Origin of the sequence: Muricoccus roseus (assembly GCF_900141905.1) — a bacterium.
Taxonomy (GTDB): domain Bacteria; phylum Pseudomonadota; class Alphaproteobacteria; order Acetobacterales; family Acetobacteraceae; genus Roseomonas; species Roseomonas rosea.
In genome coordinates, this window is the sequence record NZ_FQZF01000035.1 from 1 (window position 1) to 15,080 (window position 15,080).

Here is a 15,080-nt window from a genome sequence, read left to right on the forward strand (position 1 = left end):
GACCGAGAACAGGATCTGGATCAGGCTCGCTCGGATCAGCCGCTCGGGCGCAATCGAGGGGCGGCCGAAGTCGGTGTAAAGCACCTCGAAATCGGCATCCAGGCTGGCCAGCGCCTCGTTCACCACCTGCCGGATCTTGCGCAGGGGATGCCGCGCCGGGATGCGCGCCTCAAGATCGACGTAGCTGAACAGCGACCCGCTCGTCTCGTCCGTCCCCCGCATCATCAACCCCGCGGTTGCCCTGCGGAGGTGAATCATGTTCCTCAAATCGCGTCGAGGGCCGACTTCTTCAGCAACCTGCTAAGGAGGCGTTGGACCACAATGTCCTCTCCGAACTGGGAGAAACAGACTGACGCCTCGCCGCGCGCCATCGCGCCATAGTACGCCAGCGCCTTATCGTTCAGCTTCAATGACTTCATTGGAGTGTTCTTCCTCGGGCGCGCTAGCGTTCTGATTTGAGCGAAGGACAGCCGAGTTGTCGAGTGCTCCTGACAACTCAGTATCAAAGGCCCTTTCGCCGTGGCCCTGACCCCCGGTGCTCCTTACTTCGGGGTAAGGTCAGGTCGGGCGGGGCGGAGGAGCGCTCCGCCCAATCGCACGGGAAGCATCCGCCTTCTCTGTCTCTTGGAGCGTCATATAGTGGCGCGTAGGCTGTACATGACAGGGCTTTGCCGTACGGGCCATCTAATCAGAAACGGTTGGACCGTGCAGCTCTGGCCTTCATCACCAGCTCTTCTCGCCCGGAATACTTCCGCCGAGCATGTCGTGCTGCTCGCCGCACAAGCTCATCATCGTGGGACCGAGCAGCCTCGATCAGCAAAGCCATCAACGTCGTGTTAGCAAAGGGACGGACGCTGCCGTGCCCAACGAAGGGCATGGGCACACGCACCGTCTGGGCAATGTGCTCACTGATCCGGTCCGCATGCCAAGCGTCATGCCGGTCGTAAGGGTCATATAGGAGGTACAGGCGGCCGTCTGCCGGGTAGGAGGTCAGCTCCATGCCGACGTGCTTGTCCTCTCGAAAGTGTCGAGCAAAAGGCTGCCCTATGCCCTGCAGCTTGGCTGGTTCGATCGTCCATTGGGGAGAGCACGCGATAGTGGTTTGTGCGCCCAAGACGCCGGCGTGGCGGGTTGCGCCGTATGCACCCATGGAGAAGCCGTAGGTGATCCGGCGGGCATAGCCTTCCATCTTTGGCCGCGCAGCCGCCAAAGCGCGACGGACAAAGGTGTCAGCAAACCAGCGGGCCCGCTTGGCCACGAAGCCAACAGCTGGAATTCCGAGATGCTGCAGCGGGACAGAGCCCCAGAAGGTGCGGCCGTTCGGCCGCTGGGTCAGCTCGCTGAAGGTGATGACGAGGTAGTCCGAGCGTCCTGGCTGGAAAAAGACCTCCGACCCGTGGTCCTCGTAGAACATCATTGGGGCATCGCCGGCAAATGGATCAGTTCCGCATCTCGCCGGGGCGAGGGCCTCGTGCCATTTCATCGATGGCGAACGCGATGTCGACCCACGCCGCAGCCCCTGCCTCGTCGCCCCCTTCCAGCAACTCTTGCATCCGCCGGCTGGCGAACGCTCTTGCATCCGCACCATGCTTGTCGATTAAGATCTTGGCGGCCCGGTAGCTGTCGATCCCGACTTCGTAGCGAGCAAGGCGCAAGGGGGTGGATCCTCTGTCCGGCATGATCGCGTCCAGCTTACGGTTCTGGGGTCCGCGACGACAATTCGATCCGAAGGACCAGAAGCCTGGCCTGCAGAGAGGCGATCTGGCTTCGAAGCTGTGCTTCAGTGAGGCATGCCAGTCCAAGCCACTGCATGTGACGTAATCGCTGCGGAGCGTTCACCGAAGCTGCTGACCGGCGTGCCGTCTCAGCCGGTTCTGAAGCGGCACGCAGCGGCGCTGCGGCGGGGTATGTTAGGGGCTCCTCGGCCGAGCCCGTTGGGCAGACCGAGTTGATTGAGAGGTCTGGCGCGAGGTCGACTTCTTTCGCATTGCGATCACTAGATAACAAAGTCGTGATCTTCGCGCAATGCTGATGATTGCCCGAGCTGGACCTATCGCGCCGCCATCATCCACTCGAGCCCGAAGGGGACGCTATTCGCCCTGGAGGGTGGCCCGGCGGACCTGCCCGGCAACTGCCTCGGTGTAGGGACGAAGGAACTGCTGCTGCGGGTGCTAGACGCCTCGCTGGACCATCTCGGGCTGCCGCAGGGATATCGGGTGCCGCAGTGAATGCGCCGGAGATAGCGCAGGGGTAGGGCCGGAGCGCCAGGCTCCGGCCACTATTTACGCTCTTGGTCAGCTCGTCCACGTTCAAGATCGATGGCTAAGCTCTTCCCGTGTTTCGCCGCACCTCGCGCAAATGGAAGTACGTGAGACACGCGTGTCGTCAGGGTCAAGATGCGCCATAGGCAACCAACCTTCAGTTGACCACCTATGGCCAACTACCATGCACCAGAAGCTGCGGAGTGCATTGCTGGCAGGTTGGATAACCTTGCGCAAAATTTCCATCCAACCTTCCAATCCAAGCTCGCGGACGAACAACGCGTCCCCTCGCGCTCTATGCTGCATGTGCGGGAGAGGACGCAATAGAAGCGAGCGTTTCACCGTGGGTGTATGAAGGCAAGAAGCGGCGAACCCGCCCCCAAGATACAATGAGGATCCGATCCCTCAAGTTGCAATCACAAACTACCGTCCTCATCCCTCGCCACAACGAGGAAGTGTCGCCGCAGGGTTCCGCGCAGCGCTGGCGGGCGCGATTGTGTAGGCGCCGATGATGCTGTCATTCCTGTGCGTCGCCTGCAGCCTAATTCCGGATACCGTGATGCGCGCCTGGATCGAAGCAGAGCGCATTGCTTGCACCAGCTTACGTGTGCGGTCAGAGAGATTGGGCGCCTTGCACCATCACCTCGCCAATTCCACGGAGCCACATCTCGCTGAGTTAATCGGCATTCCATTTCAGGTCGCAAGCTTGCAAAGATAGATGCTGAATCACGATCCGAGTGCAGGCCTGTGTCAACGCCAATCCCATTTGCTGAAGCTGCGATAGAGCTATAGCTGGGATGGGGCGATCGACGATAAGTGCCTTGGCCTTGGCATTCCTTAGCCGGTCCACAATAGTCGTCGCTCGCCTGTGGAATGTTGTCCCGCGCACCAAAGGAACATGGCCACCCAGACGAATGTAAGAAGCGCTGGCAGGGAGTGCTAGAACTGCGGATGCTACGGGAATGGGCGGCGGGTCAAGAAAAACGAACAATCTGGTACCATCAATTCCATCTGAAAGTTGCGGGCTCTGCCATGCGGCGGCCCACTCAACTCGTCCCCAGGTTCCCGTTCTTGTCCAGGAAGCCAAACCAATGGTGAGTGCAGCAGCTAACATAACCGCCTGTCTGGGCTGACAGAGGCGGTTGATGAGCAAAACGCAGATAGGGCCGGCCAAGATCTCTAGAGGCAGCATGTATCGCTGAATTCCGAAGAATACATACCAGAGGAGGTACGACGAAACGTAGAAGACCCCGAAAACAGCAAGATAATTAGATGGCCTTGCGTGACGCTGATGGTGAAATGCGACACACACAGCCAGAGCGACAAGGAGAAGCATGCGTGCATCTCTGAATTTGATTTCTGCAGTCTCCAGTGTGCCAACGGCTGCTTGCCAAGGCGCTGCCAGCAAGTCGACGATACCGCTCGCTCCGAAACGTTCGTCTTTGATATTATGAAAATAGAAGTCCGGCGATCTGAACAGGCCGTTAAAGAAGGGAAAGACAGGATTGGAAAAATTTGTCCAAAGACGGAATGCCCATTCTCCTCCGACCAGACCAAAGCCAATTAGTCCACCAACCACGAAACATACAAATGCCGTCCAGCTAATATCGGTTCTGATTTTCAAGAAAATGACGCAGACAGCGCCTGCAAGTGCAAAGCTGCCGTTGGTTAATTTCACGGCTGCAGCAACCCCAAGCAGCACTCCAGCGATGGCAAGAAGGTACTTGGAATTTTGACTTGATGGAGACATGGCGATTAGCCCCGCCGCAAGCACCACCGCAGGAGCGGTCCATATATCGCTGAATGTGGTTCCAATTTCAGAAAGAAACATCGGTCCGCTTGCGGCCGCAGCCGAAGCCAAAACCGCCATCATATATTTCGCCCACCGTGGGCCGTCGAGAAAGTAAAGGACTAGCACAGCTGCTGCAATAAGGTTCAGACTATGCACGATGCCCAGTATTGCGCCAGTGATTGCAGGGCGAAAGCTTGATATGAGAAGATATTGAAGAGCATGAAGTGACGGGTTGAGAAACGTATGGATGTCGGCAACGAGGTAGTCCAAATCAAATCTGCCGTGATAGTAAGAATATCCGTCGTATAGATGATAATTTCGTTGGTCGTAGTTGTGATCTTGCCCTAGGTAAACTGACGCTATGGCCATTGCTGTTCCTAGTAGAACAGCCATCGGGAGTACAAAACCAAGGTAATCTCGCCTTCTGAGAGGTGCAGGCTTGGTTTCGTGATGTTGGCTCACGCAGGTACTCCAACGAGCTCGGCGAGTTTACAGCCTAGCTTTCACGGTACGGCCCTAAAAGGGGCTTCCACGGACTGACTGGGAAGCGGCTTCGTCATGCCCCGGCGCCCCGAACAGGTCGCCGTGCACGGGCTCCTGCGTGCCGTGCTAGTCAACCCAGTCCTGGGTAGGCCCAAAGAGCCAATCCCCATGCTCCCACGCCAGGTGCGCCACCATGGCGAGGACGTGGCGCGCGCGTCGTGCGGCGCCCCGCCCGCCTCCAGATAGGCCGCCTCAGCCTCCTCGATCCGGCGGAGCCGGTCCAGGCCGCGGCCGCCGGCGGCGCGATAGGCACGGCCGACCGCGCGCAGCTGGTCCACGGGCCAGGTCGATTCGCTGGTCATGCCTGCGGCTCCCGCGGCTCCGGCGCCCGGCCGGCGACCTCTGCCTCTACGCGCGGGCCGGTGTTCTCCCACCGGAATCGGCGCCGCCACCGCAGCCGGCCGTCGTGGTACCGGCGGTGATGGCGGAGCGCCCACGCCTCCGCAGGGTCGAGGAGCCAATCCAGCCGATCGCGCGAGAGGTCCCAGATGATGACCTCGACCGCTTCGCGCGGCACCACCGCCACGCCGCCAGCGTCGAGGAAGGCCTCGACCCCAGCAGCGAGCCGCCCGTCCTCATCCGCGCCGCGTCCGCCTGCCTCGCGATACGCCAGCCCCACCGCCTCGCGGAGGGCGGTGGACCATCGGGAATACCGCCGGTTCACGCCAGGGCCGGCTCGGCCAGCGCCCGGCCGAAGGCGTCCCGAATCGCGGCCATGCAGGCGGCGGCATTCTCGGCCATCCGGCGCTCGGCCTTCTTCGTCACCTCCACCTCATCGATCGCCTCGGCCGCCTGCTCGGCCGCCTCGGCGAAGCCGTCCCGCATCTCCTCCAGCCAGCCGCGGACCTGCTCCTCGTCGCCCTGCTCCCGCAGGCCGGCGATGATGTTCTCGACCTCGATCGTCATGCGGCCAGGGGAGGGGTTCTTCTGCATGAGCCGGGTGATGCGCTGCGCGACCTCCTGCTGGACGGAGGGGCGTTGGGGCTGCTTGGCCATGGTCGGGTCCTCTGTGGCGGACGATTGCGACCCTCTATATAGGCAGTGTTCCCATTACGTTCTACGCTCCAAGAGCGGTTCCCACGACGCCATTTTTATGTGGGTAAGGGCGTGGGTAACACCAAATGGGCCGATGCCAAAAGCGTTGTCAATCAACGCACTAAAATTCAGGGCTGGCGGACACCCTGTCCGCCAGCACCCATTCCCGGGCAGCCCAGCACGATCCGCTGTCCCCTGTGCCTTCCTAGCCACCGGACCGGCAGCGTCGGCGGCCGCCTGTCTGGAAGGTGGGGTGCGCCGTGGTTCCCGGCGCGGGTGCCCGACAAGCTTCAGGACGTAGTGCCGTTCAGCTTCGGGAACGCCACCTCCAGCACGACGCCTTCGCGGCCGGGCCGGCCCTGAGCCAATCATTCAGCGACGGGCGGCCACATCCCGTCACAAGCGAAGCTGAGCCGAATACGGCCGGGGCGGCCAGGGCCGCCCCGGGAAGTTTGCAGAACTGGCGGCGCGGGCCGCCGCCCGGCAGAGCAGGCGGCTACTGCGCCTCCTCGTGACGACCGTCGCGCCACACGAAGACACGGTAGGCGGCCCCCTCGCGATCGCCCTTGCCATCGAAGCGGATGGGGCCGAGGGCCGTGTTGAACTCACGCCCCTTCATGGCGGCGAGGATCCGGCCGGGCTGGGCGTTGTTCGCGGCCGTGGCGGATTGCGCGAAGATCTGCACCGCCGCGTAGCTGTAGAGGGTGTAGCCGCTCGGGTCGAAATTCGTCGCCTGGAAGCGGCGGGCGATCTCGGCGCCGGCGGGGGTGCGGCTGGGGTCCGCCTCGAAGGTGAAAAGGCTGCCCTCGGCCGTGTTGCCGGCGATGCTCCAGAAGTCCCGCACGTTCAGGTCGTCGTTGGAGATGAGCTGCAGGTTCAGCCCCTGGTCCCTCGCCTGGCGCAGCAGCAGCGCGGCCTCGCGGTGATAGGCCGCGTGGTAGAGCACCTGGACATTGGCCTGCTTCAGCCGGGTGACGATGGCGTTGTAGTCGGTTTCGCCTTTGGTGATCTGGGCGCGCAGCGCCTCGCGCGTGCCGAGGCGGTTCAGCGTGGCCTGGAACACGTCGCCCAGCGTCACGCCGGGGGAGGTGAGGTCGTTGGTGATCGCGACGGTGCGTCCGGGAAACTGGCGCGCCACGTATTCGGCCGCGACGGCGGCCTGCTGGTCGTCCCGGCCGCAGACGCGGAACACGTTCGGCAGGCCGCGCTCCGTGTAGCGTGGGTTGGTGGAGCCCGGGGAGACCTGCGGGATGCCGGCGTCGTTGTAGACGTCCGACGCGGCGATGGACGTGGCCGAGCAGTAGTGGCCCACCACGAAGGCAACCTGGCGCGCGACGAGCCGGTTGGCGACGGCGACGGCCTGGCGAGGGTCGCAGGCATCGTCCTCCAGCACCAGCGTCACGCGGCGGCCCAGCACGCCGCCGGCCGCGTTCAGGTCGGCCACGGCCATCTCGGCGCCGCGGCGCATCTGCTCGCCGATCGTCGCCTGGTCGCCCGTCAGCGGGCCCGCCATGGCGATGCGGATCTCGCCGCCGGATTGGGCCGCGACCGGACCCGCGATGCCAAGCAGGGTGGCGAGCGCCAGCCCCGCGCGAAGGACGCCGTGACGCGTGGGCATGGGCTGGGTTCCGCCTGTTCCGTGAATGGCGGCGAAGCTGCGCGCCGGGCGGGTGGCGGTCAACCGGAGCGGTCTGCATCTCAGGGATAGAGGGAACCTATCGTTCTCCCCCTGTCTCCACCCCGGCTGCGCCGCGAAGGCCGCATCGCGGCTCGCCGTCCTTGTTCCAGGACAAAGACGGCGCGCTTTCGGCGCTTCACCCTCCGTCGCACGCCGCCGGCACCCCGAAAGCCGGCCGTGCGAAGGAGAGATCGAGATGCGCAGTGCGACACGGGTCATGGCCGGCCTGCTGATGGCGGCCACCGTGATGATCGGGGGGGCCCGGGCGGCGGAATACGAGGTGCGGATGCTGGACCGGGGAGAGGCGGGGATGATGGTCTTCGAGCCCTCCACCCTGCGGATCGCGCCCGGCGACAGCGTGCGCTTCCGCGCCACCCAGCCCGGCCACAGCGCGGAATCGATCCCGTCGATGACGCCCGAGGGCGCCCCCCTCTTCAAGGGCCGGCTCAACGAGGAGATCACCGTCACCTTCGACCGGCCCGGCATCTACGGCTATCAGTGCAAGCCGCATTACGCGATGGGCATGGTCGGCGTGATCATGGTCGGAGAGGGCGAGGCGGCGCGGGCGAATCTGGAAGCGGCCCGCGGCGTCTCGCATCCGCCCCGCGCGCGCGCGCGCTTCCAGAGGATGTTCCAGGGCCTGGCAGACTGACGGCACCTTCGGGCCGGAGGCGACATGTTCCGGTGGTGTTCCACTAGAACCGCCTCCCCCGGCACTGTAGCCAGCCCCGGCCCGGCGCGTGGAAACACGCGCCGGCGGGGCCGGCCCCTCTCCGGTGCGCGACCCTCCCCGCCGCCTTTCAGGGGCTGGCGCGAAACCCTACCTTGCCGGGCCGGATCCCACCGGCCCCCAGACCGCCCGGAACGCCCGCCCATGACAGCCAGGTCCGATGACGCCGGATCCAGAACGATTTGGATCGATGTCGAGGATCTGTTCGACTACGCCCGGGTCAATCCCCGCCCCAGCGGCATCCAGCGGGTGGAGTTCGAGGTCTGCCGCTGCCTCGTCGGGGCCGTCGGGGAGGGCAAGGTCCGGTTCCTTCGCCATGCCGAAGGCGGCATGGGGTTCCGCCCGGTGCCCTGGGTTTCGGTGGAGGCGCTCTTCGCCGGGCTGAGCACCCCCATGCCCGCGACCCCGGAGGAGGCCGCGGAGGCCCCCTCCCCCGCGCCTGGAACCCTCACCCCGGCCGTGCCGGATGCCATCCTGCCGCCGCCCCGCCCGCCGCGCCTGCGCCGGCGGATGCTGAGCTGGGCGGCGCGCCGCGTGCCGGGCCATATCCGCCCCGCCCTGGGCGACGCCGTGCTGCAGCAGATTGGCGCCATCCAGAGCGCGCTGCATGCCGGGCGGATCGCCTGGGAGTCGGTCTTCCCCCGCCGCCGCGTCACCGCCCCGGCCGCCCCCGCTCCGGCCCCGCTGGCCGAAGCTCCGCCCGCGCCGGCTCCGGAGCCGCGGCCCCCGGCCACGGAGACCTTCGCCCCCCGCCCCGGCGACATGCTCCTCGTCCTCGGCTCCCCCTGGTTCCACCGCGAATACGGTGCGCTGATCGCCAGGACGAAGAAGGCGACGGGGCTGCGCTTCGGCGTGCTCCTCTACGACATCATCCCGCTCCGCCGCCCGGAGTTCTGCGACGCCGGCCTCGTCGGGATCTTCAACCATTGGCTCAGCACCGTGCTGCCGCATGCCGATGTGCTGATGGCGATCTCGGAGGCGAGCGCGGCCGATATCCACGCCTATGGGCAGGAGAAGGGCTGGAATCTGAAGGCGCGCCCCGTCGCCATCCCGATGGGCACCGGCTTCGGCAGCCCCGCCCCCGCCACCCGCCTGCCGGGCCGGCGCTATCCTGAACCCGGCACCTACGCGCTCATCGTCTCCACCATCGAGGCCCGAAAGAACCACATCCTCCTCTTCCGCGTTTGGCGCCGGATGCTGGAGGAGATGCCGCGCGAGAAGGTGCCCACCCTCGTCTTCGCCGGACGCGTGGGCTGGATGGTGTCCGACCTGATGCAGCAGCTGAAGAACGCCCACTACCTCGGCGGCAAGCTGGTGCTGTTCCAGGACCCGACCGATGGCGAGCTGACCACTCTCTACCAGGGCGCGCAGTTCACCCTCTTCCCCTCCTTCTACGAGGGCTGGGGCCTGCCGGTGACGGAAAGCCTCGCCTTCGGCAAGCCGCCCATCATCTCCAACACCACTTCCCTCCCCGAAGCCGGCGGGCCGCTCGCCCGCTACTTCGACCCGGAGAACACGACCGAGGCCTACCAGGTGGTGCGCGAGGTCGTGGAAGACCCGGAGGGGCTGCGGGCCTGGCAGGACCGCGTGGCACGCGAATTCCGGCCCGTCACCTGGGACGCCGCAGCCGAGGCCGTGCTGCGCGCCATCGAGGAGCCGGTGCCAGGCCGGGCCTGAGCGGGATCTTCAGGGGCTCGCCGTTGAGGGCTCCGCCCTCACCCGCCAAGGGCCCGAGGCCCTTGGAACCCCGTCTGACTGCCGTGGATACCCCGGATCGAAGGGGTCTCTGGTGGCCGCTTTTCCTGACCTTGCAGTCGCCTCGGGTCTACGACCCGAGGCGCACCGTCAGCCCCGTGATTCCAACTCGAAGAAGAAGATGATGGGTCGAAGGCACTGCCTTCGACGGGTCCGGGGAGAGGAAGAATTCCTTCTTCCTCTCCCCGGGACAGACCGTCAGCGCAGAACAGAAGCCCTCAGCCCCAGGCCTCCAGCAGTTCATCCGCCGTCACCGTTTCCACCTGCTGTCCGTAGCGCTCGCGATAGAGGGTCAGCAGCGCGTCATGCGTGCGGTCGGAGGAGGAGCAGAGCGCGTCGGTGGGGATGACCACGCGGTATCCCCGGTCCACCGCGCCCAGCACGGCGCCGAGCACGCAGACATCCGTCTCCGCCCCCGTGATGACCAGCGTATCGATGCCCTGCGCCTTCAGCATCTCGTGCAGTGCCGGCTCGGCCCATGGCGAATAAACCATCTTGTCCAGCACCTGCGCCGGCGGCACGAGGCGCGCGAGCGGCGGCACGAGGTCGAGCATCCCGGGCGCCAGCGCCTCCTGGGTCATGCTCTTCCAGCGTTCCCAATAGTGCCGCCAGGTCCCCTCCCCGTCTCCGGGATGGGCGGCGGGGATGAAGCGGGTGAAGACGGTCCGCTCCGGATGGGCCGTCGCGATCCGCTCGATCACGGGCAGCACGCGCCGCATCCAGGGCGTGTGCCACTCCGTGCCCTCCGCGAAGAGGTTCTGCATATCGATGCAGAGATGCGCGCAACCCGTGCCCAGCGGCCCGAAGCGAAGCCCCTTCTCGTCTGACATCCAGCCCGTCCTCCGAAATGGTGCGGAGGAAACGCGCTGGATGCCGCCTGGATTGCCTGGAGCGGAGGCCTAGCGACCCTTTTCCTTGCGCCAGGCTGCGAAGGCCTCAAGGTTTGCAGGATCTGTCGCGGGATACAGGCCGATGATGGGCTGGCCGCCCCGCACGCGCTCGGTCACGAAGTCCTCATAGGCCGTCATCTCCACGGCCTCGGCGGCGATCTCGTCCGCGAGATGGGCGGGGATCACGATCACCCCGTCCCCGTCGCCGACGATCACGTCGCCCGGGAAGACCGGCGCGTCCCCGCAGCCGATCGGCACGTTCAGGTCGATCGCATGGTTCAGCGTCAGGTTCGTCGGCGCGGAGGGGCGGCTGTGATAGGTGGGGATGTCCATTTCCGCGATCTCCACCGCGTCACGGAAGCCGCCATCGGTCACCACGCCCGCCACGCCGCGCACCATCAGCCGCGTGACGAGGATGGAGCCGGCGGAGGCCGCGCGCGCATCCTTGCGGCTGTCCATCACCAGCACGGCGCCGGGCGGGCACATCTCCACGCCCTTGCGCTGCGGGTGCTCGGGGTCGCGGAACACCTCCAGCTTGTTCAGGTCCTCGCGCGCCGGGATGTAGCGCAGGGTGAAGGCCTCCCCCACCATGCTCTCGGGGCGGACGCGCAGCGGCTTCACGTCCTGGATGAACTGCTGGCGGAAGCCGCGCTTGAACAGGGCAGTGGCGAGCGTCGCGGTGGAGACGCCCTTCAGCTTCTCCCGCGTCTCGTTGGGCAGGGCCATGGATCGTCTCCTCAGTAGATCACGGGCTCGGGCACCGGCGCGCCGAACTCGGTGCGCAGGAAGTCGAAGTCGCAGCCCTCGTTCGCCTGCTGGATGTGCTTGGTGAACATGTAGCCGTAGCCCCGCTCGAAGCGCGGCTCGGGCGCCTTCCACTCCGCGCGGCGGCGGGCCAGCTCCTCCTCGGAGACCTCCATGTTGATCGTCCGCGCATCCACGTCGACGGTGACGATGTCGCCGTTCCGCAGCAGGGCGAGCGGGCCGCCGATGTAGGATTCCGGGGAGACATGCAGCACGCAGGCGCCGTAGGAAGTGCCGGACATGCGGGCGTCGGACATGCGCATCATGTCGCGCAGCCCCATCTTCAGCAGCTTCTTCGGCATGGGCAGCATGCCCCATTCCGGCATGCCCGGGCCGCCCTGCGGGCCGGCGTTGCGCAGCACCATCACCGTATCCGGCGTGAAGGGGTAGTTCTCGTCCTCCACGGCCTTCTTCATCGAGGGGTAGTCGTCGAAGACCACCGCCGGGCCGGAATGCTTGAGGAACTTCTGGTCCATCGCGGCCGGCTTGATGACGCAGCCATCGGGGGCGAGGTTGCCCTTCAGCACCGCGAGCGAACCCTCGCCATAGATGGGGTTCGCCGTGCTGCGGATCACGTCGTCATTGTAGACGCGCGCGCCCTCGATGTTCTCGCCCAGCGTCTTGCCCGTGACGGTGACGCAGGTGAGGTCGAGATGCTCGCGGATCTGGTTCATCAGCCCCTTGATGCCGCCCGCGTAGAAGAAGTCCTCCATCAGATAGGTGCTGCCGGAGGGGCGGACATTGCCGATAACGGGCACGCGGCGGGAGAAGCGCTCGAAATCCTCCAACCCGATATCCTGGCCGGCGCGCCGCGCCATGGCGATGAGGTGGATGATGGCATTGGTCGAGCAGCCCATGGCCATCGCCACCGCGATCGCATTCTCGAAGGCGGGCTTGGTCTGGATCTTGTGCGGCGTCAGGTCCTCCCACACCATCTCGACGATCCGGCGCCCGCTTTCGCTCGCCAAGCGGATATGCCCCGCATCGGCGGCGGGGATGGAGGAGCCGCCCGGCAGCACCATGCCCACCGCTTCCGCGATGGCCGTCATGGTGGAGGCCGTGCCCATGGTCATGCAGGTGCCGTAGGAGCGGGCGATGCCGCCCTCCACGCCCAGCCAGTCCTGGTCCGTGATCTTGCCCGCGCGCAGCTCGTCCCAGTACTTCCAGCTGTCCGAGCCTGAGCCGAGCACCTTGCCCTGCCAGTTGCCGCGCAGCATCGGGCCGGCCGGCAGGAAGATGGCGGGGATGTTCATGCTGGTCGCGCCCAGCAGCAGGCCGGGGGTGGTCTTGTCGCAGCCGCCCATCAGCACCGCGCCGTCCACGGGGTGGGAGCGCAGCAGCTCCTCCGTCTCCATGGCCAGGAAGTTGCGGTACATCATCGTGGTCGGCTTGACGTAGCTCTCGCTCACCGAGATGGCCGGCAGCTCCACCGGGAAGCCGCCCGCCATCAGGATGCCGCGCTTCACGTCGTCCACGCGCTGCTTGAAATGAACGTGGCAGGGGTTGAGGTCCGACCAGGTGTTCACGATGGCGATCACCGGCTTGCCCGTCCACTCCTCCGGCGCGTAGCCCATCTGCATGGCGCGCGAGCGGTGGCCGAAGCTGCGGAGGTCGGCGGGGCCGAACCAGCGGGCGGAGCGCAGCTCGGCCGCGGTCTTGCGCTTCGGGCCGGGCTCGGTCGGGCCGGGCTCCAGGGATTGGGGCGGCAGGTTCGGATCGGCCATCACGCATCCTCCGGGGTGGTCTTCAAGCTGACATAGCAGATTTGCAGAACCGCGCCAGGGCTCCCGGAAGCCCCTCCCGCGAGGGGCATGGCCGTTGCGGCACCGCACAAGGCCTGTTTCCCTGCTCCCGCAGGATTCGCCTGGAGAGATGAGAACGCGATGGACCGGCTTTTCAGCCTCACCGAGAACGGCACCACCCCCCGGCGGGAGCTGATGGCGGGCCTGACCACCTTCCTGGCCATGGCCTATATCATCGTGGTGAACCCGCGGATCCTGGCGGCCGCCGGCATCGACCCGGGCGCCGCCTTCGTCGCGACCTGCCTCGCCGCCGCCATCGGCTGCGCCCTCATGGGCCTGCTGGCCAACTTCCCCATCGCCCTCGCACCCGGCATGGGGGTGAACGCCTATTTCGCCTTCGCCGTGGTGGGGCAGGCCGGCGCCTCCTGGCAGGTGGCGCTCGGCGCCGTCTTCCTGTCGGGCGTCATCTTCCTCTTCGTCTCCCTCGCCGGCTTCCGGGAATGGCTGATCAACGGCATCCCCCTTTCGCTCAAGCTCGGCATCGCGGCGGGGATCGGGCTGCTGCTGGGGCTGATCGGGCTGCAGAATCTCGGCATGGTGGTGGACCACCCGGCCACCCTCGTCACGCTGGGCAACCTCGGTTCCCCCCCGGTGCTGATCGGCTCGGCCGGCTTCATCCTCATCGCCGCCCTCTCCGCGCGCCGCGTGCCGGGGGCCATCATCATCGGCGTGCTGGTCACGGCGCTGGCTGGCATTCCCTTGGGGCTCACGCGGTTCGAAGGCTTCGTCGCCGCCCCGCCCTCCATCGCGCCCACCCTCCTCCAGATGGACCTCGCCGGGGCCTTCTCGCTGGCCATGGCCAGCGTCGTCTTCACCTTCTTCGTGGCCGACCTGCTGAACAACGCCGGCACGCTGATCGCGACCACGCATCGGGCCGGGCTGATGCGGCCGGACGGCTCCGTGCCCCGCCTGGGCCGGGCGCTTGTCGCCGATAGCGGCGGGGCGATGATCGGCGCAGCGCTCGGCACCTCCCCCACCGTCAGCTACATCGAGAGCGCGGCGGGCATCCAGGCCGGCGGCCGCACGGGCCTCACGGCGCTCACCGTCGGCGCGCTCTTCCTCCTCGCGCTCTTCTTCTCCCCGGTCGCGACCGCGATCCCGGCCTTCGCCACCGCCCCGGCCCTCGTCTTCGTGGCCTGCCTGATGGCGGAATCCCTCAAGGACCTGGATTGGGGGGACATGACCGAGTACCTGCCCGCCATCCTCGGTGCCATGGCCATGCCCTTCACCTTCTCCATCGGCACGGGGATCGGGATCGCCTTCACCGCCTATGCCCTCATCAAGCTCGCCGCCGGGCGGCCGGGCGAGGTCCATGGCGCCGTCTGGGTGCTCGCCATTCTGTCGGCGCTGCAGCTCGCCCTGTCCTGAATCGCGAGGGGCCGGCACGCGTGTTCCATGGGCCTGGCCCCTCGGCGGGTGGAGGCCGAAGCCTTCCGCCGTCTACCCCACCCCCGCCCGCCGAAGCTCCGCCTCCAGCCGCCCCGTCAGGAAAAGCCAGGCCATCCGCAGGTCGGAGCCGAGGGACCAGAGCGGATAGGTGAAGGTCGCGGGGCGGTTGCGCTCGATGGTCATGTGGCTGACCCAGGCGAAGAGATAGCCGCTGAACAGGCCTGCCAGCACCAGCCACCACCGCCCCAACACGATCCCGGCGAGGAACAGCCCGACGCCGATCACCGTGCCGAGGACATGCACGCGCCGGGTCCGCGGGTCCGCATGCTCCCGCAGGTAATAGGGCCAGAACTCGGCATAGGTGGCGATGCGCTCGGCCATGCCGGCAGCCTAGACCATCC

Annotated in this window: 13 protein-coding genes and 1 pseudogene; 3 read left to right on the plus strand and 11 right to left on the minus strand. The window is 66.3% G+C overall.

Translation table 11 applies throughout. The features are described 5' to 3' along the window. The 7 genes and pseudogenes from BUB97_RS21645 to BUB97_RS21680 all read right to left on the minus strand — a co-directional run. A pseudogene (locus tag BUB97_RS21645) lies at positions 1–222 on the minus strand (IS5/IS1182 family transposase); the annotation flags it as partial. Positions 223–688: 466 nt separating this feature from the next. Then, positions 689–1,417 (minus strand): hypothetical protein, encoded by a 729-nt coding sequence (locus BUB97_RS21650; RefSeq protein WP_073138790.1) that lies wholly within the window; start codon positions 1,415–1,417, stop codon positions 689–691. Positions 1,418–1,439: 22 nt separating this feature from the next. Beyond that, positions 1,440–1,655, minus strand: a complete 216-nt coding sequence (locus BUB97_RS21655; RefSeq protein ID WP_073138793.1) for a hypothetical protein — start codon at positions 1,653–1,655, stop codon at positions 1,440–1,442. A 1,282-nt stretch (positions 1,656–2,937) separates the two neighbouring features. Then, positions 2,938–4,515: a glycosyltransferase 87 family protein gene (locus BUB97_RS21660; RefSeq protein WP_139281419.1), complete on the minus strand. Its 1,578-nt coding sequence runs from the start codon at positions 4,513–4,515 to the stop codon at positions 2,938–2,940. A gap of 379 nt (positions 4,516–4,894) precedes the next feature. Further along, entirely contained in the window at positions 4,895–5,260 is a 366-nt protein-coding gene (locus tag BUB97_RS21670) for a hypothetical protein (RefSeq protein WP_073138801.1), read from the minus strand. After that, complete coding sequence (locus tag BUB97_RS21675; RefSeq protein WP_073138803.1) at positions 5,257–5,592, minus strand: hypothetical protein; 336 nt, start codon at positions 5,590–5,592, stop codon at positions 5,257–5,259. The genes BUB97_RS21670 and BUB97_RS21675 overlap by 4 nt, the downstream gene beginning before the upstream one ends. Before the next feature lie 535 nt (positions 5,593–6,127). After that, the gene (locus tag BUB97_RS21680) at positions 6,128–7,249 is read right to left on the minus strand and encodes a branched-chain amino acid ABC transporter substrate-binding protein (protein ID WP_073138806.1); all 1,122 of its coding nucleotides are present in this window, start codon (positions 7,247–7,249) and stop codon (positions 6,128–6,130) included. Between the two features lie 256 nt (positions 7,250–7,505). On the opposite strand from BUB97_RS21680, the gene BUB97_RS21685 reads away from it, so the two are divergent. Both BUB97_RS21685 and BUB97_RS21690 read left to right on the plus strand, forming a co-directional pair. Continuing rightward, a complete protein-coding gene (locus tag BUB97_RS21685) occupies positions 7,506–7,961 on the plus strand; it encodes a pseudoazurin (protein WP_073138809.1) in 456 nt (151 codons plus the stop codon). A gap of 222 nt (positions 7,962–8,183) precedes the next feature. Then, on the plus strand, positions 8,184–9,716 hold the full coding sequence (locus BUB97_RS21690) for a glycosyltransferase family 4 protein (protein WP_073138812.1): 1,533 nt from the start codon (positions 8,184–8,186) through the stop codon (positions 9,714–9,716). Positions 9,717–10,012: 296 nt separating this feature from the next. Here the strand turns inward: BUB97_RS21690 and BUB97_RS21695 are convergent, their stop codons facing one another. The 3 genes from BUB97_RS21695 to araD form a co-directional block, all read right to left on the minus strand. Continuing rightward, positions 10,013–10,624: a cysteine hydrolase family protein gene (locus tag BUB97_RS21695; protein ID WP_073138816.1), complete on the minus strand. Its 612-nt coding sequence runs from the start codon at positions 10,622–10,624 to the stop codon at positions 10,013–10,015. A 69-nt stretch (positions 10,625–10,693) separates the two neighbouring features. Next, positions 10,694–11,410: a ribonuclease activity regulator RraA gene (locus tag BUB97_RS21700; protein WP_073138819.1), complete on the minus strand. Its 717-nt coding sequence runs from the start codon at positions 11,408–11,410 to the stop codon at positions 10,694–10,696. Between the two features lie 11 nt (positions 11,411–11,421). Next, entirely contained in the window at positions 11,422–13,212 is a 1,791-nt protein-coding gene (gene araD / locus BUB97_RS21705) for an L-arabinonate dehydratase (protein WP_073138822.1), read from the minus strand. Positions 13,213–13,371: 159 nt separating this feature from the next. Between araD and BUB97_RS21710 the strand changes: the two genes are divergently transcribed. After that, positions 13,372–14,658 (plus strand): NCS2 family permease, encoded by a 1,287-nt coding sequence (locus BUB97_RS21710; RefSeq protein WP_073138825.1) that lies wholly within the window; start codon positions 13,372–13,374, stop codon positions 14,656–14,658. A 72-nt stretch (positions 14,659–14,730) separates the two neighbouring features. On the opposite strand, the gene BUB97_RS21715 is transcribed toward BUB97_RS21710, so the two are convergent. After that, the gene (locus tag BUB97_RS21715; protein ID WP_073138828.1) at positions 14,731–15,060 is read right to left on the minus strand and encodes an Mpo1-like protein; all 330 of its coding nucleotides are present in this window, start codon (positions 15,058–15,060) and stop codon (positions 14,731–14,733) included. Between the last annotated feature and the right edge of the window lie 20 nt (positions 15,061–15,080).

What these genes read in the sequence shown, in the direction of transcription:
- BUB97_RS21690 (WP_073138812.1), top strand. Translation starts at nt 8,184, where the DNA reads ATGACAGCCAGGTCCGATGACGCCGGATCCAGAACGATTTGGATCGAT.
- BUB97_RS21650 (WP_073138790.1), bottom strand. Translation starts at nt 1,417, where the DNA reads ATGATGTTCTACGAGGACCACGGGTCGGAGGTCTTTTTCCAGCCAGGA.
- BUB97_RS21675 (WP_073138803.1), bottom strand. Translation starts at nt 5,592, where the DNA reads ATGGCCAAGCAGCCCCAACGCCCCTCCGTCCAGCAGGAGGTCGCGCAG.
- BUB97_RS21715 (WP_073138828.1), bottom strand. Translation starts at nt 15,060, where the DNA reads ATGGCCGAGCGCATCGCCACCTATGCCGAGTTCTGGCCCTATTACCTG.
- BUB97_RS21700 (WP_073138819.1), bottom strand. Translation starts at nt 11,410, where the DNA reads ATGGCCCTGCCCAACGAGACGCGGGAGAAGCTGAAGGGCGTCTCCACC.
- BUB97_RS21685 (WP_073138809.1), top strand. Translation starts at nt 7,506, where the DNA reads ATGCGCAGTGCGACACGGGTCATGGCCGGCCTGCTGATGGCGGCCACC.
- BUB97_RS21680 (WP_073138806.1), bottom strand. Translation starts at nt 7,249, where the DNA reads ATGCCCACGCGTCACGGCGTCCTTCGCGCGGGGCTGGCGCTCGCCACC.
- BUB97_RS21710 (WP_073138825.1), top strand. Translation starts at nt 13,372, where the DNA reads ATGGACCGGCTTTTCAGCCTCACCGAGAACGGCACCACCCCCCGGCGG.
- araD (WP_073138822.1), bottom strand. Translation starts at nt 13,212, where the DNA reads ATGGCCGATCCGAACCTGCCGCCCCAATCCCTGGAGCCCGGCCCGACC.
- BUB97_RS21695 (WP_073138816.1), bottom strand. Translation starts at nt 10,624, where the DNA reads ATGTCAGACGAGAAGGGGCTTCGCTTCGGGCCGCTGGGCACGGGTTGC.